Origin of the sequence: Vibrio sp. FE10 (genome assembly GCF_030297155.1) — a bacterium.
Lineage (GTDB): Bacteria > Pseudomonadota > Gammaproteobacteria > Enterobacterales > Vibrionaceae > Vibrio > Vibrio apostichopi.
Map to the genome: position 1 here is coordinate 1,276,018 of NZ_AP028067.1, position 23,054 is coordinate 1,299,071.

Here is a 23,054-nt window from a genome sequence, read left to right on the forward strand (position 1 = left end):
CTATGAGAACCGTTGTTTGGCAATCATTAAGTGAATCACAGCAAGACTCAGTATTAGAGCGCCCAGCGATTGCTGAAGGTGCGAATATCACAGCGACTGTGTCTGGTGTAATTGCAAAAGTAAGAAATGAAGGCGATGCAGCGCTCAAAGAACTGACCGAAAAGTTTGATGGTGTGACACCGGAATCGATTCGAGTACGTTCTGAAGAGATCGAAGAAGCCTGCGCGCGTTTAACACCAGAGATGAAGCAAGCGCTTGAGCAAGCTTATCGTAATATCGCTAAGTTCCACGAAGCTCAAAAACCTCAATCAATTAAGGTTGAAACTCAACCCGGTGTGGTTTGTGAGCAAGTGACTCGCGCCATTAATACGGTGGGTTTGTACATCCCTGGCGGCAGTGCTCCACTTCCATCAACGGTTCTTATGTTGGGTGTTCCTGCTCAGATTGCTGGTTGTCGTAAGGTTGTGCTTTGTTCGCCTCCGCCAATTGCCGATGAAATCTTGTATGTCGCTAAGCTTTGTAAAATAGATGAGGTTTACAATGTAGGCGGTGGTCAAGCGGTTGCAGCAATGGCTTACGGTACAGAGAGTGTTGCGAAGGTCGATAAAATCTTTGGCCCAGGTAACGCTTACGTGACCGAAGCTAAACGCCAAGTGAGTAACGACTTCCGCGGCGCAGCGATTGATATGCCTGCTGGCCCGTCTGAAGTGTTGGTGATTGCTGATGAAACCGCAGACGCGGATTTCATTGCGGCAGACCTACTAAGCCAAGCCGAGCACGGTCCTGATTCACAAGTGGTATTGGTAACACCATCTCCAATTGTGGCAGACCAAGTAACCGAAGCCGTGCAAAAGCAGTTGAAAGAGTTGTCTCGCGCTACGATTGCTCAGCAAGCATTAGCATCAAGCCTAATTATCATTGCAGAATCGATCACTCAAGCAATTGCAATTTCGAATTTCTACGGTCCTGAACACTTGATTGTTCAAACCAAGAACCCACGCGAACTGCTGCCATTGCTAGATAATGCGGGTTCAATCTTCCTTGGTGATTGGTCTCCTGAGTCTGCGGGTGATTACGCTTCCGGTACAAACCACGTATTACCGACTTACGGCTATACCAAAACCTATTCAAGCCTAGGTTTGGCTGATTTCTCGAAGCGTATGACAGTACAAGAGTTAACAGCTGATGGCTTAAAAGGCCTAGCGCCAACAGTAGTAACAATGGCGGAAGCCGAAGGTTTGGACGCGCACAAACGTGCGGTGACCATCCGAATTGAAAAGTTAAATAAAGCGAAATAAGGGCAGGGCATGGAAAAGTTAGCAAGAAAACAAGTTCAGGCTCTGACACCTTACTTGTCCGCAAGACGCATCGGTGGCAGCGGAGATGTATGGTTGAACGCCAACGAATCTCCGTTTGACAACGAGTACACTTTAAATCTGACTCGACTTAATCGTTACAGCGAATGTCAGCCGAAAGAACTGATCGATGCTTACGCTCAATATGCGGGTGTTGAACCAGAGCAAACGTTGACCACTCGTGGTGCTGACGAAGGTATCGAACTTTTGATTCGCGCGTTCTGTGAGCCAAATGAAGATGCGATTCTTTACTGCCCACCGACCTACGGTATGTACGCTATCAGTGCAGAGACTATCGGTGTTGAGCGTAAGGTTGTGCCTTTGACGTCTGAATGGCAACTGGATCTTCCTGCGATTGAAGCTCAACTCGATAACGTAAAAGTTGTCTTTGTTTGTAGCCCCAATAACCCAACAGGCAACCTAGTTAACCGTAAAGACATCGTTAAACTGCTTGAGATGACTCAAGACAAAGCCATTGTTGTGATGGACGAAGCGTATATCGACTTCTGCCCTGAAGCTTCAACGGTTGATTTACTTGCTCAGTATCCGAATCTAGCGATTCTTCGAACTCTATCGAAAGCATTTGCATTGGCGGGTTTACGTTGCGGATTTACTCTCGCAAACCAAGAACTGATTGATGTACTGTTGAAAGTGATAGCACCTTATCCAGTACCAGTTCCTGTTGCTGACATTGCTGTTCAAGCGCTGTCAGAACACGGGTTAGCAAGAGCGAAATTTCAGGTTCTTGATTTGAGTGCCAACCGAGCTTATTTACAAGCGGGCCTAATGGGCATGCCTCAAATTACGGTCTTCGATGGTTGGGGTAATTACCTTCTGGTTAAATTCCCGAACGGTGATGATTTATTTAAAGCGGCATGGGACAGTGGCATTATTTTACGTAATTCGCCAATTGAAGACTGTGTTCGCATTAGTATTGGTAACCGCGAAGAGTGCGAAAAGACACTTGGATTCATTCGTAACTTTTATCAGTAACGAACGGCTTATCAGTAATAACATTTGTCAGTCTTAAGTTGATTAATAAGCGGCTGACAAATGAAACCATTATTTGGGTTAGCGTTTGATTTTAGCTAGGCCACCAGATTTAAAATTAAAAGGAAGTTCAAGTGAGTAAACAACAGAAAATACTTTTTATAGACCGTGATGGCACCTTAATTGTTGAGCCGCCAGTCGACTTTCAAGTAGACCGTTTAGACAAACTAAAATTCGAACCGTTAGTGATTCCTAGCCTGCTTGCACTGCAAGATGCTGGTTACCGCTTGGTGATGGTAACGAATCAAGATGGTCTAGGCACAGATAGCTACCCACAAGAAGAGTTCGATGCTCCGCACAATATGATGATGGAGTTCTTTGAATCTCAGGGCGTTAAGTTTGATGATGTTCTAATCTGCCCTCACTTCGACGAAGACAACTGTTCTTGCCGCAAACCAAAGCTAGGTATGGTTAAAGAATACCTTCAAGGCGGTAAAGTCGACTTCCAAAAGTCAGTCGTAATTGGCGACCGAATGACGGATCTTCAACTTGCTGAGAACATGGCAATTCGTGGTATCCAATATGGACCAGATGCGCAAACGGAAGGCACACTCAACTGGCCACAGATCGTTAAAGATCTAACGGTTAATGCTCGTGTTGCTGAAGTGGTTCGTACGACCAAAGAAACCGATATTAAGGTAGCCGTAAACCTTGATGAAACCGGTGGTAACAAGATCGATACTGGCATGGGTTTCTTCGATCACATGCTTGATCAAATCGCAACACACGGCGGTTTCCAAATGAACCTGACTGTGAAAGGCGATCTACACATTGATGATCACCACACAGTAGAAGACACGGCGCTTGCGCTAGGCCAAGCACTGAAAGATGCGCTAGGCGACAAACGTGGCATTGGCCGTTTTGGTTTCAGCTTACCAATGGACGAGTGTTTAGCTCAGTGTGCACTAGACCTTTCTGGTCGCCCATACCTGAAGTTCGATGCTAAGTTCAGCCGTGAACAAGTGGGTGATCTTTCAACTGAGATGGTGGTTCACTTCTTCCGCTCTCTAACCGACACACTGGCTTGTACGCTGCACCTTTCTTCTAATGGCAATAATGATCACCACATCATTGAGAGTCTGTTTAAAGCGTTTGGTCGTACTCTTCGCCAAGCAATCAAAGTTGAAGGTAATGAGTTACCAAGCAGCAAAGGCGTCCTGTAAGGCTAGCGTTAGCAAGGAAAAAACAATGAAAGATCAAAAAGTCGTCATTATTGATACCGGTTGTGCCAACGTTTCCTCGGTGAAATTTGCCATTGAACGTTTGGGCTATGCGGTTGAAATTTCAAAAGAGCCAGCAGTGGTTCTTGCTGCCGACAAGCTATTCCTACCCGGTGTAGGCACGGCGAGTGAGGCAATGAAGAACTTGCAAGAGCGTGACCTTGTTTCTCTTGTGAAGAAAGTAGAGAAGCCTCTGCTGGGTATTTGTTTAGGTATGCAGCTGTTAGGCAAACTGTCTCAAGAGAAAGGCCAAAAGGCTGACGCATTAGTTGAATGTTTAGGCTTGTGTGATGGTGAAGTGCGTTTACTTGAAACGGGTGATTTACCGCTACCACACATGGGTTGGAACACAGTAACTTCGACACCTAACCACCCTTTATTCAAAGACATCGAAGAAGGCGAGTATTTCTACTTTGTACACAGCTTCGCAATGCCAGTGGGTGACTACACCATCGCACGATGTGATTACGGCAATCCGTTCACAGCTGCGGTGCAAAGTGGCAACTATTATGGTGTTCAGTTCCACCCAGAGCGTTCGTCAAAAGCTGGCTCTAAGCTGATTCAGAACTTCTTGGAATTGTAATAAGGATTAGGCAACGGCTAACGTTGCCAGATAAGGAATGTAAATGATTATTCCCGCATTAGATTTAATTGAAGGCCAAGTAGTTCGCTTATTCCAAGGGGATTACGGGCAGGTAACAGAATACAAAGTCGATCCAGCAGAGCAGTTCAATCTGTATCACCAAGCTGGCGCAGGTTGGCTTCACCTTGTTGACTTAACGGGTGCAAAAGATACAACCGCTCGTCAACTTGACCTCATCGCCAAGCTACTTGCTAGTACGCCTGCCAATATCCAAATTGGTGGCGGTGTTCGTAACGAGCAAGACGTGGTCGACTTACTTGAAGCAGGCGCGCAGCGCGTTGTTGTTGGTTCAACAGCAGTGAAACAACCTGAACTTGTTAAAGGTTGGATGGAAAAATACGGCGCTGAAAAAATCGTATTGGCTTTGGACATCAACATCGACGAAAGCGGCACACGTAAAGTCGCGATTTCAGGTTGGCAAGAAGATTCAGGCGTGACGATTGAAGCATTGATTGAAGATTACCTAACCGTTGGCTTGAAACACGTTCTGTGTACTGATATTTCACGTGACGGCACGTTAGAAGGATCAAACGTAGAGCTCTATGTTGATCTTTGTAAGCAGTACCCACAGGTTCAATTCCAATCATCTGGCGGCATCGGCAGCCTAGCTGATATCGAAGCGCTTAAAGGCAGCGGTGTTGCTGGCGTGATTGTTGGTCGTGCGTTACTTGATGGCAAGTTTACCGCAGAGGAGGCATTTGCATGTTGGCAAAGCGAATAATCCCTTGTTTGGATGTCCGTGACGGACAGGTGGTTAAGGGCGTTCAGTTTCGTAACCACGAAATTATTGGTGACATCGTTCCGCTAGCACAACGCTATGCAGAAGAGGGCGCTGATGAATTAGTATTTTACGATATCACCGCATCAAGCGATGGTCGTGTAGTCGACAAGAGCTGGGTAAAACGCGTAGCAGAAGTTATCGATATTCCTTTCTGTGTGGCTGGTGGTATTAAGTCAGCAGAAGACGCAGCGCGCATTCTTGAGTTTGGTGCCGATAAAGTATCGATTAACTCACCTGCATTGGCTAACCCACAACTGATCACTGACCTAGCTGATAAGTTCGGCGTGCAGTGTATCGTTGTTGGTATCGATTCATATTTCGATAAAGAAACGGGTAAATATCAGGTTTACCAATTCACTGGCGATGAAGCGCGTACTAAAGCAACCAAATGGGAAACCAAAGATTGGGTGCAAGAAGTACAAAAGCGTGGTGCCGGTGAGATTGTGTTAAACATGATGAACCAAGATGGTGTTCGCAACGGCTATGATATCGATCAGCTAAACATGGTGCGTGAAGTGTGTAACGTGCCATTGATTGCCTCTGGTGGTGCCGGCGCGATGGAGCACTTTGCTGAAGCCTACAAAAAGACCAACGTGGACGGAGCATTAGCAGCTTCTGTATTCCACAAACAAGTCATCAATATTGGTGAACTTAAACAGTATTTAAAACAACAAGATGTAGAGGTGCGACTATGAGTTTTGAACCCGTAAGCTTATCAAAAACAGAAGTAGGCGCATTATCAGAGCGTATCAATTGGGAAAAAGTAGATGGCCTAGTGCCTGCTATTGTTCAAGATTACCAATCGAGCCAAGTGTTGATGATGGGATACATGAACCCAGCAGCACTTGAGAAAACCGGCGAAACGGGCCACGTGACGTTTTTCTCTCGCACAAAAGAGCGTCTTTGGACGAAAGGTGAAACGTCGGGCAACGTCTTGCAACTGCAAAATATCGCCTTGGATTGCGACAATGATACCTTGTTGGTTAAGGTTAATCCCATTGGCCCAACGTGCCACACAGGTACAACAACGTGCTGGGATGGAGACAAACAACAAGAGTCTCAGATGGTGTGGCTTCATCAGCTTGAGCAGCTACTGGCTGCCCGCAAGGACGCAGACCCTGAGTCTTCTTATACTGCCAGTCTATATGCCCGTGGCACCAAGCGTATTTCGCAAAAAGTGGGCGAAGAAGGCGTTGAAGTCGCGCTTGCGGCGACGTCGGGCGATAAGGCGGAACTAGTGTGTGAATCAGCAGATTTGATTTACCACCTAATGGTTCTTCTTCAAGACCAAGGCTTATCGATGAACGACGTGGTAAATAAACTAAAAGAGCGCCATAAGTAAGCCCTCTTTAGATTAATAGAGCCACGTAAAAGACAAACAAAAGCCCCGTAAACAAACATTTTTACGGGGCTTTTTAATTTTCAAGTTTTCAAGATTTCTAAGCCCTGCGTCACTTTTCTAACCTCTGACTTTACGTCATTCCGAGGAGCCTATGCGACATCAGGAGTCTCTTCTCTTAATCTGACTTCCCAGATGTACGAGTTACCCGCAGCACTTTTTATATTTCTTACCACTGCCACAAATGCATGGGTCATTGCGGCCGATTTTGAAGCTCTCAACCGTCTGATTTAGACGTGGGTCAATCTCTGGCTCTGTTAGCTCTTCATGTTCGTATTCTTGCTCAGGGAAGGTACCATCAATGTAGTACCAAAGACCTTCTTCACGCACGAAACGCGAGCGCTCTTGCATGCAGTATTGTTCACCGTCTTCATTGAAGTAAGCTTTAAACTCAACAAAACCTTCGTTCTCGTCTGAGCCTGCTGCTGTATCAATGACTTCTAGACCTGCCCAATCACTATCGATAGATTCGGCAATACCTTCTCTTTGCGATTCTGCGTTACAGCTTGGATGATAAGTAGCAACCACATAATCCACCAAACCAAGCACATGTGCAGAATAGCGTGAGCGCATCAATTGCTCGGGCGTTTCAACGGCACTGTGGTTAAGGTGCGCTGATTCGCAGCATTGTTGGTAAGTATTTTTGCTACCGCATGGGCATGAAGACATAGTCAAATCCTGTAAAAATGGCCTCTATTAAGAGGCCATAAATGAATGTGTTGGAGTTTACCAAGAAACGATCGCTCGCCAAAGCTTAGTTTCTATTGAAGCGGTTGTGTGAAATGAACTATTTCAATGCTGGGGACAAGAGCTCTTGAGCCCAAGTCGTTGCTTCGTCATAAGCTTGTCCGAGCTCTGCTTCGCTTAACTTGAGCAGTTTACGAATGCGCGTTGCTTCATCCCATCGAGCTTGTTCATAAGCGATAACCATCGCCAAGATGGCCCCTAATACGCCTTTACGTTGTATTAGAGCTTGTTTTATCTCTTCATCAATCGGTACTGAGTCCAGTACTTGTTTCAACGGTTGGTCAAACAGTGAGTCGAGCAGCGAGAACATACCGGTCAAAAAGGCTTGTCCGGGTTCAACTTTCACATTCATCTTCTCGACTAACAGTTCACACTCACGTGCACGTAATACCGCTAAACCATAGAGTGAATCAGGCTTGTCTTCTTTTGCGGATGCAATCGCCACAAGTGAAACGAACTTGCGCAGCTTTTGCTCGCCAAGAAAAATAAGCGCTTGGCGGAATGAGCGGATGGTTGTTGCTGATCCGCCTGCGGAATTCACATAGGCAAGTAACTTGTAAGAAAGCGTGACGTCTAATGTAATCAGACGTTCGACTTCACCGAAGTCGATAGGGTCGTTAGCGATCTCTTTCAACAACTGAACAATCGTCAAAAACGCAGGGTTGAGCGCGCGAGTTTGAATCATTTCCGGCTTACTAAAGAAATAGCCTTGGAAGTAAGTGAAGCCTGCTTGGTTTGCTTCTTGATATTCATCGTAAGTCTCGACTTTTTCAGCGAGGAACTTAATGTCCAACCCTTTGAGAGAGTTCATGAACATCGAAGCTTTCGCGATTGAGATCAAACGGATATCAAACTTGATAATTGAAACGTACGGTAAGAAGCGCTTCCACGCTTTGCTTGGTACAAAGTCATCCAATGCGATGGTATAACCCGCGTCATAGATGGTTTTGATTGCTTCAAGTAATTCGTCGGTTGGTTCGCAGTCTTCAAGAACCTCAACAACGAGGCTTTCTTTTGGAAACAGGGTAGGGACCAAGTTAATCAGGCTTGCATAAGGAAAGTTCACGAACCCCAGCTTATCACCCAACGTATTATAGTGAGTTGATAAAAAGTGATCGGAAAGCAAACGACTAGTAGCGAGCTCCGGCTCTACTTCAGGGAAAGTGTTCTTAGGACCATCCCTGAATAGCAACTCGTAACCTATGGTTTTCTTGCCTGTGTCGAGTATTGGTTGACGCGCTACGTATGAATATTTCAACTTGGTACTGTGTTCGGTTTATTTCTGATAGAGAGATAATAGCTAATTCAGTGGAAATTACCACACACAATCTAAGAAACTCTGACCGATAATAATAATCAAAGTGAAAGTTTAAGACGGATGTTAAAAGCTATTGCTAAACTCTCGATTCTGTAGGTCAAAACTTTGCGGAGTGAACACCAGCACTGAACCTTGAGTATACCAATCACCTAATACGATACGTGTTTTAGTGCAATCATTGACATTAAACGTGTGGATGTCAGGGCGGTGAGTATGGCCGTGGATCATCAGGTCGACGTTGTTTCGCTCCATCACATCTTCGACTTCTTGTTGTGTCACATCCATGATGTCGAGAGATTTCGTCTGCTTGTCATCTTTGATATCAGATTGAACCTTCGAGACAATTTTTTTCTTGATGAAAAATGGAATTCTGTTGAAGACCCATTGCAGCCATGGTTGATGTACTTTTTCGCGGAAGGCGAGGTATTTTACATCTTCGGTACATAGGGTATCACCATGCAACACGACCGCTTTTTGTCCGTAGATATCGATTGTCGATACTTCGTCTAGAAGTTGCACGCCCGTTTGTTTCGCAAATTTTTTGCCGACAAGGAAATCACGGTTACCTTGCGTGAAGTAACAAGGTACGCCTGTTTTCACTAGATCAATAAACGCTTGGCGAATAGAAGTTGCGAATTCACTTGTGTCGTCGTCACCAATCCAGAATTCGAAAAGGTCACCTAATACGTAGAGTGCATCCGCTTCTACCGCTTCATTCTTCATGAAAGTAAGGAAGCAGTCGGTGATGTCTGGTCGTGACGGAGCAAGGTGCAGATCTGATATAAAATATGTTTTCATAGGTCTAAAAAAAGGGAGCGATTCGCTCCCTATATCCTGATTTTATCGGCTCATCAATTATTAATACTAGGGCGTGTTGACCTTTGGCGGTTAAATTTTGTTCGAGATAAAAGCGTTTTAATCGAGGCGAGGGATAGGAAGCCTAGTCATTCTAAGCAAATTTCCCTCAACAAAGAGTAAAACGCTTTTAGCCGAACCCTTTGGGCAGCGTTTGCTGGTTATTTCTACTGCGTTATCGGCTTCTTATGTAGGCTAGCTACACATCAAAGCCTCTGCCTTGTATAAATCCCCAGCAACTCGCTGAAAAAATCAGCTCAAAAGGTCAATACGCCCTAACCGAAAGCGAGTAATTAAGCTTCGATTGTAGTACCAGTGATGATCACTTCTTCTAGAGGTACATCTTGGTGCATACCCATAGAACCAGTGCTAACACCTTTGATCTTGTTTACGATGTCCATGCCTTCAACAACTTCTGCGAATACACAGTAGCCCCAACCGTCTAGGCTTTCGCTACGGAAGTTTAGGAAAGAGTTGTCGTTAACGTTGATGAAGAACTGAGAGCTCGCTGAATGCGGTTCCATAGTACGAGCCATTGCTAGTGTGCCCACTTTGTTCGCAAGGCCGTTGTTTGCTTCGTTCTTGATCGTCGCGCGAGTTGTTTTTTCTTTAAGGCCAGAAGTCATACCGCCGCCTTGAACCATGAAACCATCGATAACACGGTGGAATAGCGTGTTGTCGTAAAAACCGTCACGGCAATACTGTAGGAAGTTTGCGCTTGTTTCTGGTGCTTTTTCTTCGTTAAGTTGAACTTTGATGTCACCAAAATTTGTGTGAAGGATGATCATGATTGTTACCTTACTGTCTTTTTAATATGAAGTTCGAATTCTAGCGCATGTTGGCGGACTTTCAAATCACCAAATCATTAACTTAACTCGGTTGTATGAGGTAATACCAATCGTAGTAAATAACTGGCCATCCTAGCTTGTTAAAACACTTGATAACGTCGTTAGAAATTTTGAATGTAGAATAACTACTTATCGAAAATTTCTTCCTTGTTCTCAAGCATTTTTTCTGCGCTATTTATGACCATCTACTTACTGTGATTAGTATAATTCCTGCTTTTGGGGATTACCTATTAAGGTATGACTTGTTATACTGCGAGCTTATTTTTGATTAATCCATAAAATAGATAGAGATCATGCTGAAGATATATAACACGCTCACAAGACAGAAAGAGGAATTCAAACCAATTACAGCTGGCAAAGTCGGTATGTATGTCTGTGGGGTAACCATATACGATCTCTGTCACATTGGTCATGGTCGTACGTTCGTTTCTTTCGACGTAGTAACTCGCTACCTTCGTTACCTTGGTTACGATCTGAACTTCGTTCGTAACATCACAGATATCGATGACAAAATCATCAAGCGTGCTAACGAAAACGGAGAGTCTTGTGATTCTTTGACTGAGCGTCTTATCGGTGAAATGCACGCAGACTTCGATGCATTGAACATGAAGCGTCCAGATGTTGAGCCTCGCGCAACGGAATTCATCACTGAAATCATTGAGCTTGTTCAAAAGCTGATTGACCGTGGTTTTGCTTATGTTGCAAGCAACGGCGACGTGATGTTCGAAGTTAAGAAATTCGACGAATACGGTAAGCTTTCTAAGCAAGACCTTGATCAGCTTCAAGCTGGTGCTCGTGTTGATGTTGATTCTGCAAAACGTAGCCCATTAGATTTCGTTCTTTGGAAGATGTCTAAGCCAGGTGAACCTACGTGGGAATCGCCATGGGGTCCAGGTCGTCCAGGTTGGCACATTGAATGTTCAGCAATGAACTCGTCAATCCTAGGTAACCACTTCGATATCCACGGTGGTGGCTCAGATCTACAGTTCCCGCACCACGAGAACGAAATCGCGCAATCTTGCTGTGCACATGGTACTGACTATGTAAACACTTGGATGCACAGTGGTATGGTGATGGTAGACAGAGAAAAAATGTCTAAATCACTAGGTAACTTCTTCACTATCCGCGACGTGCTTCAGCATTACGATGCAGAAACCGTGCGTTACTTCCTAATGTCTGGTCATTACCGTAGCCAACTGAATTACAGTGAAGATAACCTAAACCAAGCTCGTGCATCGCTAGAGCGTTTATACACGTCACTTCGTGGCCTAGACCTAACAGCAGCTCCTGCTGGTGGTCAAGAGTACGTAACTCGTTTCTCTACGGCAATGAACGATGATTTCAATACACCTGAAGCTTATTCAGTGCTGTTCGAAATGGCTCGTGAAATCAACCGCATTAAGACTGAAAGCATTGAAAAAGCAAGTGCTCTAGGTGCATTGATGCGTGAACTTGCTGACATCATCGGTATTCTTCATCAAGACCCAGAAGCTTTCCTGAAAGGTGATGCTGCGGGTAATGACGACGAAGTAGCAGAAATCGAAGGCCTTATTAAGCTACGTGATGACTCTCGCGCTTCTAAGGATTGGGCTAACGCCGACCTTGCACGTGATAAGCTAAATGAGTTGGGCATTGTTCTGGAAGATGGCCCAGAAGGCACGACTTGGCGTCGTAAGTAAATCTTATAAAAAGGGCTGGTTTTCAGCCCTTTTTTCTAGCAAAAAATTCTTTAATTTCACCTTTGCTTTTATCTTCAACTTTTAATTAACAGGAATATTTCTGTGGCTCAGATGTATTTTTATTACTCGGCAATGAATGCGGGTAAATCAACAACGCTTCTTCAATCTTCATTCAATTACCAAGAGCGTGGCATGACGCCAGTGATCTTTACTGCTGCGCTAGATGATCGCTATGGTATCGGTAAAGTGAGCTCGCGAATTGGTCTTCAATCTGAAGCTCAATTGTTTAAAAGCGACACCAATATGTTTGACGCGATCCAAAAGCTCAATGAAGAAGAAAAGCGTCATTGTGTTTTGATCGATGAGTGTCAGTTCTTGTCGAAAGAGCAGGTGTACCAACTAACAGAAGTCGTGGATAAGCTGCACATCCCTGTACTTTGTTACGGTTTACGTACTGACTTCTTGGGTGAACTGTTTGAAGGTAGCCGTTACTTGTTGTCTTGGGCCGACAAATTAGTTGAGCTGAAAACGATTTGTCACTGTGGTCGTAAAGCGAATATGGTGATTCGTACTGACGAGCACGGTGTTGCGATTGCTGAAGGCGACCAAGTTGCTATTGGTGGTAATGACCAATATGTTTCAGCTTGCCGTCTGCACTACAAAGAAGCGCTAGGTAAATAAGCGGCTCTTTGGTTGATTTTGCTTAAGCGAACAAAGCTAAGCTAAATCGACAAGCTCAAGTAAAAACTAAGAATAAGAAACGGTGGCCAAGTGCCACCGTTTTTGTTTTCTGAAAGGAGTCTTACGTTATTTAAACGTCTTATTCGAAACCCAGCTTTTTCAACGCTTGGTAAGCATGGTCAACGTCATCGGGGATTGGCATTTCAATCTGAAATCCTTGCGCAGGATAAGATTTGATTCGTTCGAAATCAGCAATTAAAGCACCCAACACCATGTCTAGTGGTAACTCTTCATTAAAGTAATCAACCCAGTCTTGCCATTGTGAAGTGACTTGAATCTCGGTGACTTCGTCAGGCCACTGCTTTGCAAACGTGGCGTAAGTACGTTTTTCCATAAAGGGTTTCTGTACTAAGGTCAGTCGTTTCGGTGACAGCCCACGCTCAGTCAGCAATTTGTGGGTGAATCGTACATTCTCCCCAGTATTGGTAGCGTGTTTCTCAATGATAATGTCAGAGTCTGGCACGCCAGCGTCTCGTGCAATAGCCGCAAATGTTTCGGCTTCTGAACGTTCAAAGCTCCCTTCAGTAAAGCACCCTTCTGTAAAGCGTCCCACACCGCCAGAAAAGACGATATAAGGCGCCACACCTTGGTGGTAGAGCTCAGCTGCGTATTCAGCAACGCGAGTGTCGTTACTGCACAACACAAATATACAGTCTGAAGGCGCAACCTTGTGACCCATCGACATGAAGTTCCAAAGGGTGTCGACCGAGCGATGTAGCTTAGTCCTTGAGTGCTTTTCAGATTGCTTAGTTATGGATTGGTTAGCTATGGATTGCTTAGTCATAAAGAGCGTCCAATGTGGAATCGAATTTAAACGAGTAACCTAAACCGAGGATCTTTTTAGAAGAGATCAGCTTGTCTGGAGTGTCGACAATAGGAGGGAGTGGTTCGCTGCTATTGGCACTTTTTAATGCTGCTGCGTAGAACTCCGCCTTGCTCACTGTATTTGGTGTGGTGACGTTTACGACTTCATTGTGCAGTTGATTGATGGCGAAATCGACCGCACCAATCGCATCATCAAGGTGAAGCATGTTGGCTGGCGCTTGAGAGCTGACCTGCTTTAGCTTGCTTGCGAATCGAGATGGATGACGACTAGGGCCGATTAACCCACTGAAGCGTAGAATGGTGTAATCGATACCGGAATCCATCACCAATTGTTCAGCCTGCAGCATCACGCGGGCATTGTCCGAAAATGCAGATGCTTGCTCGTCTGCTGAAGTTGAAAGAGTGAGTGAGGCGTCTTGCTCGTACAGAACTCCGGGCTTGGTTGGGTATACCGTCGTCGAACTGACCATAATGAGCTTTTTCACGTTAGCCTTCTGGCAAGCGCTGGTCAGTTGTTGCCAATAGTCGGCGTACTCGACACCAGCGCCTTTTCTAAAACCGGGAGGAAAGCTACCAATAACTATCTCGGTGTTGTTTTCCAATAGGAGTGAGTAGAGTTGGCCAATAGCGCGTTCAGGTTGTATTGCATCAAAACTGAATACTTCACAAGGAATGCGTTCGTTGCCTATAGCGTCAGCGCCTGCTTGGGTAGTCTTCGTCACCACGACTTGGTTACCATGTTTGACGAGATGTTCAGATAAGGGCGCACCGACCCAGCCTGCACCCACAATAAATATAGAAGCCATGTGTTCCTCACAACTGCAAGTTATGGATTTATAATAAGCCTAACAAACCTTTGCCCAAAAATGAAAAAACTCCACGGCCGAGGCGAGTGGAGTTTTTACTAGAACAATGGAGCTTTAGTTTAGTACGCGAAGTAGTTTGTCTGCGCGCTCTGCCATCTGTATACCTTCATCTGTTAGGTAACCGCCGTCTGGCTGAGTACAAAGGTTCTTTTCGAATAGGCGCTTAACAGCGTCTTGAGTTTCTTGAGCTGCCTCTTGATGAACTTTAATTCCAGTAGCTGCGCTACTTACATCAAATTGAAGAAGGAGGTTTAAATCAGCAATGTTTTCAGCGTTGTACTTCATAATTAACCTATATATTCATAACGTTCTCTACCTTCACCTTAGTGCGCATTCACAACTCAGGCAATAGCAAATAAAGAGAATTGATAAGTGATACCAAATTGAATGATTAATCAGCGTATGAGCGGTTGTTTTTTGTTTAATTGGGCGAATTTCACACGCTTCATTAATGAATGATGTTTATTGCTAAGTGGTTGTAATATATTGTGAGACTAGAAATATAATGCATCGAGCAAATATTGTTTAAAAAAGGAAATGCATCAGTGAGAGCCAACAAAGTAGCATTAATGATCAGTATGCTATTTGCAATTGCAGGGTGTCAGAGCACTCCCTCTGAACAGACAGAAGCGAACCAAAGCACGAATGGCAGTGAGTCTTCATCAAATGCCCGCACATTTGATTCTGTGCAAAGTGTTCATCTCGAATGGGAAAGTAAGCTTGAAAGCCATGTTCAATTGTCTCTTTATGCGCCAGAAAATTACAATGAACTACTAGATGCTTGGGATGATGCGGAAAGCATTTATGCCGATTTACTGAAAGACGAAACTCGCTTAACGAAAAGCTATTCAATTTTTTCGAGCCTAACGTACGCTGAAGCTTTTGATGAAAAAATCGCTTTGGTTAAATCAAACTATGATTCGATTCTAGTGTTAAAGAAAAAGGCCGATAGAGTATTAGCGGATTCGATCGTTCAGATGGATTATCTGAAATACTTGGGTGCTGATACGATGTTCGCGTCGAACTATAAGAGACTTTACGCTGAATACAGTGAGTTGTTTGAATACGTATTGGTTGATGAGCTCGAAGATGCTCAGGAAGCGCAGGTTGAGTTTCTTAACCACGCTCGCTCATTAGAAGTCAAAGTCGCTCATAAGAAATACATTGAACCATTAAAGAACGAATTAGAGTTCTTAGAAGACGAAGACTTTGATGATGTTGTTCCGCTTACCTTTGCTAAGGCCAGTTCTCAAATTGCATTGGCGGAAAATCAGGTTAAGGCGAGTCCCCGTGAGAAATCAATTATCGAAGACGCCGTCAAAGCCGCTGAATTCGAATTGAACCACGTGCGCAGTGTCGCGCATGAGGTCAAGTTGCTTGCTAATGTAAAGGGTGATCGATTTGAGCAATCGGTATTAAATGCCGAGAACCAGTTTTTGAGTATTTCTCAGATCCTGAATGATCAAGACTACCGTGATGTGGTTTTGCGTCTTCAAGCTCAGAAGATCGTCGAGAGTATTAAAACGCTCAAAAGCTCAGATATGACCACGCAACTGAAATCTGAGGTTGAAGCACTTTCAGAACAACTTGCTAATTTAGAACTCGAAAATCAGAAACAAGCCCAACAGCTTGCTGAGACAAACAAGCATAATGAGTTTTTGGATGAGCAGGTTACCAAGGGTGATGCACATATAAAGAGCTTGGAAGAGCTGGTGGACAGTTTGAAAAGCTTAGGCGGTAAAGTTGCCACCGAAAGTCGCTCCGACGTGACACCGACTAACGTTGAATCCAACCTTGAAGATGCCGCTTTAGAGCAATCATCAGAACAAGTGATTGAACCTTCGGTTTAGCATAACTATTTTCTTTATTTGTGATTGACTTAAAAGCGCCTTAGGGCGCTTTTTTACGTTCTGTTGATCTATATCAAAATCTCGAGATGGAAGTGACTGGATAGTGTACGTTATTCCTTTTGTTTTAACGTAACTTGTTGATATTTATAGATGTGTTGTTTTTATTGTTGATAAGTTTTCATTCATCAGAGTTTTGTTTTTACTACTAAAGTCGTATGAATTTTCAATATCATTGCAGGTTTGGTGTTTTATCGATTGTTGAAGGTTATTTGAGCGCAAAATAGCTCTTGAATTAAGAAATGAAAGAGAGGATTATCGCGCTCCCCAACGACATGTTTCAAAATGTAAATCACATGAATCTAAACCAATTTGACTCATTATTACCGCCACAAATGGCTGAGCGCGCTGCTGATATTGGCGTAGGTAAAGCAACAAAAGATCCAATCAAATCCTTTCTTCTCGCGATTTCAGCGGGCATACATATCGGCATTGCGTTCGTGTTTTACACCATCGTGACGACCGGTGCTGGCGATTTACCGTGGGGCATTACTCGCGTACTCGGCGGTTTGGCATTTAGCTTAGGCTTGATCCTTGTGGTGGTTACTGGCGGCGAGTTGTTTACGAGCTCTGTTTTAACGTTAGTGGCGAGAGCGAGCGGTAAGATCACTTGGGTGACCTTGATTAAAAACTGGGCGACGGTTTATGTGGGCAACCTTATTGGCGCTTTATTGCTGGTTGCGTGCATGCTCGCGACTAAACAATACATGTTTGACAATGGTCAAGTCGGACTCAACGCGATGGCTATCTCTCAGCACAAAATGCATCACGACTTTATTCAAGCGATTGCGCTCGGCATCATGTGTAACGTGTTGGTGTGTATTGCGGTGTGGATGACATTCAGTGGGCGTACCCTAACGGACAAAATTGCGGTTATGATTTTACCTGTCGCGATGTTTGTGTCGTCGGGTTTTGAGCACTGTATTGCAAACATGTTCCAAGTACCACTTGCTATCGGTATCAAAACCTTTGCTCCTGCTGAGTTTTGGACAATGACGGGTGCTAACCCTGCAGATTATATTGACCTAAACATGATGGATTTCTTAACGAACAACCTATTGCCTGTGACTTTAGGCAACATCATTGGCGGCGGTATCTTTGTCGGCATGTGGTATTGGCTGATTTACTTACGAGATTAACCATAATTCGGTCATCGTATCGATGTGAAGTATTACTTTTTAGAGACGGTCTGCATTGCAGGCCGTTTTTTTTATTGTGGAAAACCTTTTAGTTTCTCTTTTAAATAATTATTAAAATACTCAATAGTAGGATCGGGTAGGGCAGCATAGGCCTTTGAAATTAAGTAAGGATCAATGTAAATGATCCTTATTCGAGTCAAAGTGACTAAAAAAGGATCGATACTGTTTTGGTTATCCACAGTTTCTGTGGATAACCTGTCTCAAAGTCAGTGTGTAACCAGATCGTAAAGGAGGAAAGAGGTTAGCTTGTGGGTTTAATTCGGGCGAGAACTCGGCCTTCTTTCGTCAGAGATGTCTTTAAAGAGAGGTGAAGAGCGAGCGCCAATGAACTACTCATCATCACGAAAATAGCCAGCATGATCATCAGTTGATACTTAATCGCGATCATTGGTGAAGCTCCCCCTAGAATTTGCCCTGTCATCATCCCTGGAAGTGTCACTAAGCCCGTCGTCGCCATGGAAGCCATGATAGGAGACATCGCCTTCTGTATCGCATTACGTACAAAGGGCGCTGCTGCATAGGTTGGAGAGGCGCCTAAAGCGATAGCCGCTTCGTACTCTGACTTCTGGGTTTCAAAAGCCCCGAACAAGTTCTGTAGAGCCACTATATTGCTGCTCAAGCTATTACCTAGCAGCATCCCTGCAATAGGGATTAAGTACTGTGCGTTGAAGAGTGGGGTAGGCTTGATAATAAAGAAGCAAATAAATAAGACGATGGGTACGCAAGTCACCGCAAGGCTGAATGCCACTGGTGCTAATAGCAGTTGTTTCGGAAGCTTTGATTTTTCAACAATCGAGCTTGCACCTACTACAATCATAGCGAATAACCACAATAAGTTGATCCACAAGCTGTTCAAAGTAAACAGGTATTCGAGATAAAGGCCGACCAAGAATAGCTGTACCACCATACGAGCAATACTAATAGAGGCCTCTTTACCTAGGCCGAGTTTGAGCTTGTGGTTAATGGTGATGGGCAGTATGAGAAGTGAGCTAAATAACAGCAATTGCCACCAAGATATATCAATAACGTCTTGCATAGTGCTTCCTTTAAAGTTGGCCTCCATCATATCTGAAAGTGCCAAATGATGCATTTCAGCTTCATACCTGTCGATTTCAAAAATGGCTCAATTTATTAACAATCAAAGTACAAAATATTGGTTGTTTGAGGCTTTTTTGGCTACTACTTAGTAGGTAAAACGTTAAAATTAGTTACAATAAGGTTTCGCAAATGTTGGTTTTTAACATTTGTGAAATATACTTAATTCTTCACATTTGTTAATACTTTTTAATAACTTTGTTTAACTAAAAACAACTTTGGATGAGCTCAAAAAAGTATTGATTAGCAAGGGTTATAACGGGAGATTTGATTGAACCCTACTTTGTGTATGGTCTAAAATTCATCGTTAGATACTCAAGAACTTTAGCCCCATAGAATGGGTTACTCGAAATTACTAAATACAAAATAGGCAAAATGTATGAGTGATGTTAAGAAAATTGAAACTGGCGAAAAACGCTCGTTGGAGTGGAAGTCATTCCTCTTCATTGCGGTGGTTCTCTTTCCAATATTAAGTGTGGCTTTTGTAGGAGGCTACGGCTTTCTAGTTTGGGCACTGCAAGTGTTTGTATTAGGTCCTCCAGGTGCACACGGCGGCATGTAATGCCCTCTTGCTATCACATTTTTATTAGAACTAATTTTTAAGAGAGCTAAACATGAAATCATTTTTAGTTAAATTATGGCGCACAATGACTCGCCCAGCAGTACACATCAGTCTTGGTGTACTAACCATGGGTGGCTTTATCGCCGGTGTTATTTTCTGGGGTGGCTTTAACACTGCGTTAGAAGCAACCAACACAGAAGAATTTTGTGTAAGCTGTCACACCATGCGTGACAACGTATACGTAGAACTACAAGAAACGGTTCACTGGAAAAATACATCTGGTGTACGCGCAACTTGTCCTGACTGTCACGTTCCACATGAATGGACAGCAAAAATTGCTCGTAAGATGCAAGCATCTAAAGAAGTATTCGCTCAAGTATTTGGTGACCTAGACACACCAGAGAAATTTGAAGCTCGTCGTATCGAACTGGCTAAACACGAATGGGATCGTTTCTCTTCGAACAAATCTCTTGAATGTAAAAACTGTCACAACTACGACTCGATGGACTTCGAGAACATGCGCCCAACAGCGCGTATCCAAATGAAGAACGCGGCAGAGCGCGATCAAAGCTGTGTTGACTGTCATAAAGGTATTGCTCATAACCTACCTCTAGATATGGCATCAGCGAGCGGTATTGTTGGTGAGCTAGAAAATGTAGCGGGTAGCACGTCTTACGCATCAGGTAACAATGTTATTTCAATCCGTCACCTACCTATGTACACGGATGAAACAGCAGAAGTTGAAGCGGGTCTATTAAGCCCTGCAAGCCAAGTTGCCGTGATCGAAGAAAAAGGCGACATGATCAAGATTCAAATCGACGGTTGGCGTAAAGCGAAGGGCTTCGGACGTGTAATCCAAGAAGACTTCGGTATGAACATCTCAACGGCAATCTTGACGAAAGAAGTATCTCAAAGTGACGTTATCACTGTTGGTGAGAAGAAAGAAGATGAGCTAACGGGCCTTCCATGGGAAAAAGTTGACCTAGCACTTTGGATGAAGAAAGAGTCTATGGTTGATAACTTCGATCCAATTTGGAGCGCAGCAGGTCAGGCTTACCAGTCAAACTGTTCTACTTGTCACTCACAACCAGATGAAGGCCACTTCAGCGCTAACGGTTGGGTAGGCATGCTAGATGGTATGATCGCATTCGTGAACTTCGATACAGATACAGAAGCACTTGTTCTTAAGTATCTACAGAAGCACTCATCAGATTTTTCTGAAGGCCACTAATAAGACGTCAATTGGAGTAACACAATGGCAATTACAAGAAGAAGTTTTCTGAAAGGTGTCGCTACAACAAGTGCGGCATCGGTTATCGGTCCTAGCTTATTGGCGTCGGCATCGGCTTCAGCTGCAGAAACGGATGGTACGTGGAAAGTCTCTGGTTCTCACTGGGGCGCATTCCGAGCTCGCGTTTATGCGGGTAAAGTACAAGAAATTAAGCCTCTAGAAATCGATCAGCATCCAACAGAGATGTTGAAAGGTATCAAAGGCATTATCTACAGCCCATCACGTGTGCGTTACCCTATGGTTCGCCTAGATTGGTTGAAGAAGCACAAATACAGCGCAGACACGCGTGGTAACAACCGTTTTGTTCGTGTGACTTGGGACGAGGCATTAGACCTTGTTTACCGCGAACTAGAACGTGTACAGAAAGATTACGGTCCATGGGCGCTTCACACTGGTCAAACAGGTTGGAGACAAACAGGTCAGTTCCACAGCTGTACTAACCACATGCAACGTGCAATGGCGCTTCACGGCTACTCTGTGAAGAAAATCGGTGACTACTCGACAGGTGCTGGTCAAACGATCATGCCTTACGTGTTAGGTTCTACTGAGGTATATGCTCAAGGTACATCTTGGGAACTTATCCTAGAAAACAGTGACAACATTGTTCTTTGGGGTAACGATCCAGTGAAAAACCTGCAAGTAGGTTGGACGTGTGAGACTCACGAATCATTCGCTTACCTAGAGCAGTTGAAAGAGAAAGTTGCTAAGAAAGAGATCAACGTTGTTTCTGTTGACCCTGTTCAAAACAAAACAGGCCGTTACCTAGAAAACGAGCAAATGTACATTAACCCACAAACTGATGTGGCGTTCATGCTAGGTGTTGCTCACGTTCTTTACAACGAAGGCCTATACGACAAGAAGTTCATCGAAACTTACTGTTTAGGTTTTGAAGACTTCATCAAGTACGTTCAAGGTGAAACGAAAGATAAAGTTGAGAAGACACCAGAATGGGCTGCACCAATCTGTGGCGCAAGTGCTGATTCGATCCGTGATTTCGCGAAAATGCTGGTTAACGGTCGTACTCAAATCTTGGTTGGCTGGAGTATTCAGCGTCAAGAGCACGGTGAACAGCCTTACTGGATGTGTGCAGTTATCGCAGCAATGGTTGGCCAAATTGGTCTACCTGGCGGCGGTATCTCTTACGGTCACCACTACTCTGGTATCGGTGTATCTTCAACTGGCTTCGCTGCTCCGGGCTCTTTCCCGTTGAACATCGACCAAGGTCAATCACCTAAGCACACCAACACAGATTACAACGGTTACAGCCGCGTAATCCCAGTTGCTCGTTGGGTAGATAGCCTGCTTGAACCTGGTAAGAAGATCAAAGCGAACGGTTCTACTGTGACGCTGCCTGACATTAAGATGATGGTCTTCAGTGGTAACAACCCGTGGCACCACCACCAAGATCGCAACAAGATGCGTAAAGCATTCAAGAGCCTACAAACTGTAGTCGCTGTTGATTTCGCTTGGACTGCAACTTGTCGTCACTCTGATATTGTTCTTCCAGCTTGTACTCAGTGGGAACGTAACGATATCGATGGTTACGGTGCTTACTCTGGCCGTGGTTTGATCGCAATGCACAAGCTAGTGGATCCTCTGTTCCAGTCTAAGACTGACTTCGAGATCATGTCTAGCCTGACTAAGCGTTGGGGTCGTTACGACGACTACACACGTGGTATGGACGAAATGCAGTGGGTTAAATCTCTGTATGACGATTGCCGCGCTTCAAATGAAGGTACGATTGAAATGCCTGAGTTTGCTGAGTTCTGGGAAAAAGGTTTCCTAGATTTCGGTAAAGGTAAGCCATGGACTCGTCACGCTTCATTCCGTGAAGATCCAGAGATCAACGCACTAGGTACACCTTCTGGTTTCATTGAAATCACAAGCCGTACTGTTGGCAACATGGGTTACGAGCACTGTCAAGAACACCCAATGTGGTTCGAGAAATCTGAACGTTCACACGGTGGTCCAGGCTCTGACAAACACCCGTACTGGCTACAATCTTGTCACCCAGACAAGCGTCTTCACTCTCAGATGTGTGAATCTGAAGAGTGGCGTGCGACTTACGCAGTACAAGGCCGTGAGCCAATCTACATCAACCCAACGGATGCTAAGAAGAAAGGCATCAAAGAGGGCGATGTAGTACGTGTGTTCAACGACCGTGGTCAACTACTAGCAGGTGCTGTTCTAATGGATAGCTACGCTCCTGGTGTTGTGCGTATCGAAGAAGGTGCTTGGTACGGCCCGATCAACGAGAAAGTGGGTGCGCTAGATACATACGGCGATCCAAACACACTAACTCAGGACATCGGTTCATCTGAGCTAGCTCAAGCGACTTCAGCAAACACTTGTTTGGTTGATTTCGAGAAGTTCCAAGGCAAACTGCCTCCAGTAACTTCATTCGGTGGTCCAATCGAAGTTTCTTAAGACTTGTGCTTGAGATCCAAGATTAAAGCTTGAATTAAAGCCCCTGTAAGGATTCTTACAGGGGCTTTTTGTTTTTCTGGTGTAAGTGTTGGGGTTTCTAATTAAGCACTGTAGTGAAGCTTATGGAGGCGTATATGGGAAGCGCTATAATGTGATGCGACTTAAGCAATTGAGCCGAGAGGGTAAGTCAAAAGAATCTCTTTTGAGAGGTTTAGGTTATTGGAAACAATTAGGTTACTGGAAACA

General features: G+C 44.4%; 22 protein-coding genes. 14 read left to right on the forward strand and 8 right to left on the reverse strand.

Features of this window, described 5'->3' with window-relative positions; translation table 11 throughout:
• Nucleotides 1–2: 2 nt before the first annotated feature.
• The 7 genes from hisD (at nucleotide 3) to hisIE (ending at nucleotide 6,391) form a co-directional block, all read left to right on the forward strand.
• Entirely contained in the window at nucleotides 3–1,298 is a 1,296-nt protein-coding gene (hisD, locus tag QUF19_RS05830) for a histidinol dehydrogenase (RefSeq protein ID WP_286297394.1), read from the forward strand.
• A gap of 9 nt (nucleotides 1,299–1,307) precedes the next feature.
• Nucleotides 1,308–2,348 (forward strand): histidinol-phosphate transaminase, encoded by a 1,041-nt coding sequence (gene hisC / locus QUF19_RS05835; RefSeq protein WP_286297396.1) that lies wholly within the window; start codon nucleotides 1,308–1,310, stop codon nucleotides 2,346–2,348.
• Nucleotides 2,349–2,479: 131 nt separating this feature from the next.
• Nucleotides 2,480–3,568, forward strand: coding sequence for a bifunctional histidinol-phosphatase/imidazoleglycerol-phosphate dehydratase HisB (gene hisB, locus QUF19_RS05840; RefSeq protein ID WP_248396356.1), 1,089 nt, complete (start codon nucleotides 2,480–2,482; stop codon nucleotides 3,566–3,568).
• Between the two features lie 25 nt (nucleotides 3,569–3,593).
• The gene (gene hisH / locus QUF19_RS05845; protein WP_286297404.1) at nucleotides 3,594–4,208 is read left to right on the forward strand and encodes an imidazole glycerol phosphate synthase subunit HisH; all 615 of its coding nucleotides are present in this window, start codon (nucleotides 3,594–3,596) and stop codon (nucleotides 4,206–4,208) included.
• A gap of 43 nt (nucleotides 4,209–4,251) precedes the next feature.
• Entirely contained in the window at nucleotides 4,252–4,989 is a 738-nt protein-coding gene (gene hisA / locus QUF19_RS05850; protein ID WP_012604374.1) for a 1-(5-phosphoribosyl)-5-[(5-phosphoribosylamino)methylideneamino]imidazole-4-carboxamide isomerase, read from the forward strand.
• Nucleotides 4,971–5,744 (forward strand): imidazole glycerol phosphate synthase subunit HisF, encoded by a 774-nt coding sequence (hisF, locus tag QUF19_RS05855; RefSeq protein ID WP_017060270.1) that lies wholly within the window; start codon nucleotides 4,971–4,973, stop codon nucleotides 5,742–5,744. Before hisA ends, hisF begins: the two co-directional genes overlap by 19 nt.
• Entirely contained in the window at nucleotides 5,741–6,391 is a 651-nt protein-coding gene (hisIE, locus tag QUF19_RS05860; protein ID WP_102435382.1) for a bifunctional phosphoribosyl-AMP cyclohydrolase/phosphoribosyl-ATP diphosphatase HisIE, read from the forward strand. The genes hisF and hisIE overlap by 4 nt, the downstream gene beginning before the upstream one ends.
• A gap of 201 nt (nucleotides 6,392–6,592) precedes the next feature.
• Here hisIE and QUF19_RS05865 read toward each other — a convergent pair whose 3' ends face one another.
• The 4 genes from QUF19_RS05865 to QUF19_RS05880 form a co-directional block, all read right to left on the reverse strand.
• Nucleotides 6,593–7,117 (reverse strand): YchJ family protein, encoded by a 525-nt coding sequence (locus tag QUF19_RS05865; RefSeq protein WP_286297416.1) that lies wholly within the window; start codon nucleotides 7,115–7,117, stop codon nucleotides 6,593–6,595.
• A gap of 118 nt (nucleotides 7,118–7,235) precedes the next feature.
• Nucleotides 7,236–8,453, reverse strand: a complete 1,218-nt coding sequence (locus tag QUF19_RS05870) for an EAL and HDOD domain-containing protein (protein WP_102435378.1) — start codon at nucleotides 8,451–8,453, stop codon at nucleotides 7,236–7,238.
• A gap of 123 nt (nucleotides 8,454–8,576) precedes the next feature.
• Entirely contained in the window at nucleotides 8,577–9,311 is a 735-nt protein-coding gene (gene lpxH, locus QUF19_RS05875) for a UDP-2,3-diacylglucosamine diphosphatase (RefSeq protein WP_286297419.1), read from the reverse strand.
• Nucleotides 9,312–9,661: 350 nt separating this feature from the next.
• A complete protein-coding gene (locus tag QUF19_RS05880; RefSeq protein ID WP_004734582.1) occupies nucleotides 9,662–10,156 on the reverse strand; it encodes a peptidylprolyl isomerase in 495 nt (164 codons plus the stop codon).
• 353 nt (nucleotides 10,157–10,509) lie between these two features.
• Between QUF19_RS05880 and cysS the strand changes: the two genes are divergently transcribed.
• Nucleotides 10,510–11,895: a cysteine--tRNA ligase gene (gene cysS, locus QUF19_RS05885; protein WP_286297428.1), complete on the forward strand. Its 1,386-nt coding sequence runs from the start codon at nucleotides 10,510–10,512 to the stop codon at nucleotides 11,893–11,895.
• A gap of 102 nt (nucleotides 11,896–11,997) precedes the next feature.
• The gene (locus tag QUF19_RS05890; protein ID WP_017109910.1) at nucleotides 11,998–12,576 is read left to right on the forward strand and encodes a thymidine kinase; all 579 of its coding nucleotides are present in this window, start codon (nucleotides 11,998–12,000) and stop codon (nucleotides 12,574–12,576) included.
• Nucleotides 12,577–12,715: 139 nt separating this feature from the next.
• Here the strand turns inward: QUF19_RS05890 and QUF19_RS05895 are convergent, their stop codons facing one another.
• The 3 genes from QUF19_RS05895 to QUF19_RS05905 all read right to left on the reverse strand — a co-directional run bounded on the left by QUF19_RS05895 (nucleotide 12,716) and on the right by QUF19_RS05905 (nucleotide 14,612).
• On the reverse strand, nucleotides 12,716–13,420 hold the full coding sequence (locus QUF19_RS05895) for a YdcF family protein (protein WP_286297431.1): 705 nt from the start codon (nucleotides 13,418–13,420) through the stop codon (nucleotides 12,716–12,718).
• Nucleotides 13,413–14,267 carry an NAD(P)H-binding protein gene (locus QUF19_RS05900; RefSeq protein WP_286297433.1) on the reverse strand — a complete coding sequence of 285 codons (855 nt, stop codon included), beginning with the start codon at nucleotides 14,265–14,267 and terminating at the stop codon, nucleotides 13,413–13,415. Before QUF19_RS05900 ends, QUF19_RS05895 begins: the two co-directional genes overlap by 8 nt.
• A 114-nt stretch (nucleotides 14,268–14,381) precedes the next feature.
• Nucleotides 14,382–14,612: a TIGR02647 family protein gene (locus QUF19_RS05905; protein ID WP_004734587.1), complete on the reverse strand. Its 231-nt coding sequence runs from the start codon at nucleotides 14,610–14,612 to the stop codon at nucleotides 14,382–14,384.
• Between the two features lie 260 nt (nucleotides 14,613–14,872).
• On the opposite strand from QUF19_RS05905, the gene QUF19_RS05910 reads away from it, so the two are divergent.
• Entirely contained in the window at nucleotides 14,873–16,177 is a 1,305-nt protein-coding gene (locus QUF19_RS05910) for an ATPase (protein ID WP_286297440.1), read from the forward strand.
• A gap of 353 nt (nucleotides 16,178–16,530) precedes the next feature.
• Nucleotides 16,531–17,373 (forward strand): formate transporter FocA, encoded by an 843-nt coding sequence (focA, locus tag QUF19_RS05915; RefSeq protein WP_102435414.1) that lies wholly within the window; start codon nucleotides 16,531–16,533, stop codon nucleotides 17,371–17,373.
• Between the two features lie 301 nt (nucleotides 17,374–17,674).
• Here the strand turns inward: focA and QUF19_RS05920 are convergent, their stop codons facing one another.
• Entirely contained in the window at nucleotides 17,675–18,469 is a 795-nt protein-coding gene (locus QUF19_RS05920) for an ABC transporter permease (protein ID WP_286297445.1), read from the reverse strand.
• 438 nt (nucleotides 18,470–18,907) lie between these two features.
• Here QUF19_RS05920 and torE point away from each other — a divergent pair, with 438 nt between their 5' ends.
• The 3 genes from torE to torA are packed head-to-tail and all read left to right on the forward strand — an operon-like array spanning nucleotide 18,908 to nucleotide 22,808.
• Nucleotides 18,908–19,090: a trimethylamine N-oxide reductase system protein TorE gene (torE, locus tag QUF19_RS05925; RefSeq protein WP_017093170.1), complete on the forward strand. Its 183-nt coding sequence runs from the start codon at nucleotides 18,908–18,910 to the stop codon at nucleotides 19,088–19,090.
• A gap of 52 nt (nucleotides 19,091–19,142) precedes the next feature.
• Nucleotides 19,143–20,321 (forward strand): pentaheme c-type cytochrome TorC, encoded by a 1,179-nt coding sequence (gene torC, locus QUF19_RS05930; protein ID WP_102435365.1) that lies wholly within the window; start codon nucleotides 19,143–19,145, stop codon nucleotides 20,319–20,321.
• A 24-nt stretch (nucleotides 20,322–20,345) separates the two neighbouring features.
• A complete protein-coding gene (gene torA, locus QUF19_RS05935; RefSeq protein WP_286297449.1) occupies nucleotides 20,346–22,808 on the forward strand; it encodes a trimethylamine-N-oxide reductase TorA in 2,463 nt (820 codons plus the stop codon).
• The last annotated feature ends 246 nt before the right edge of the window (nucleotides 22,809–23,054 follow it).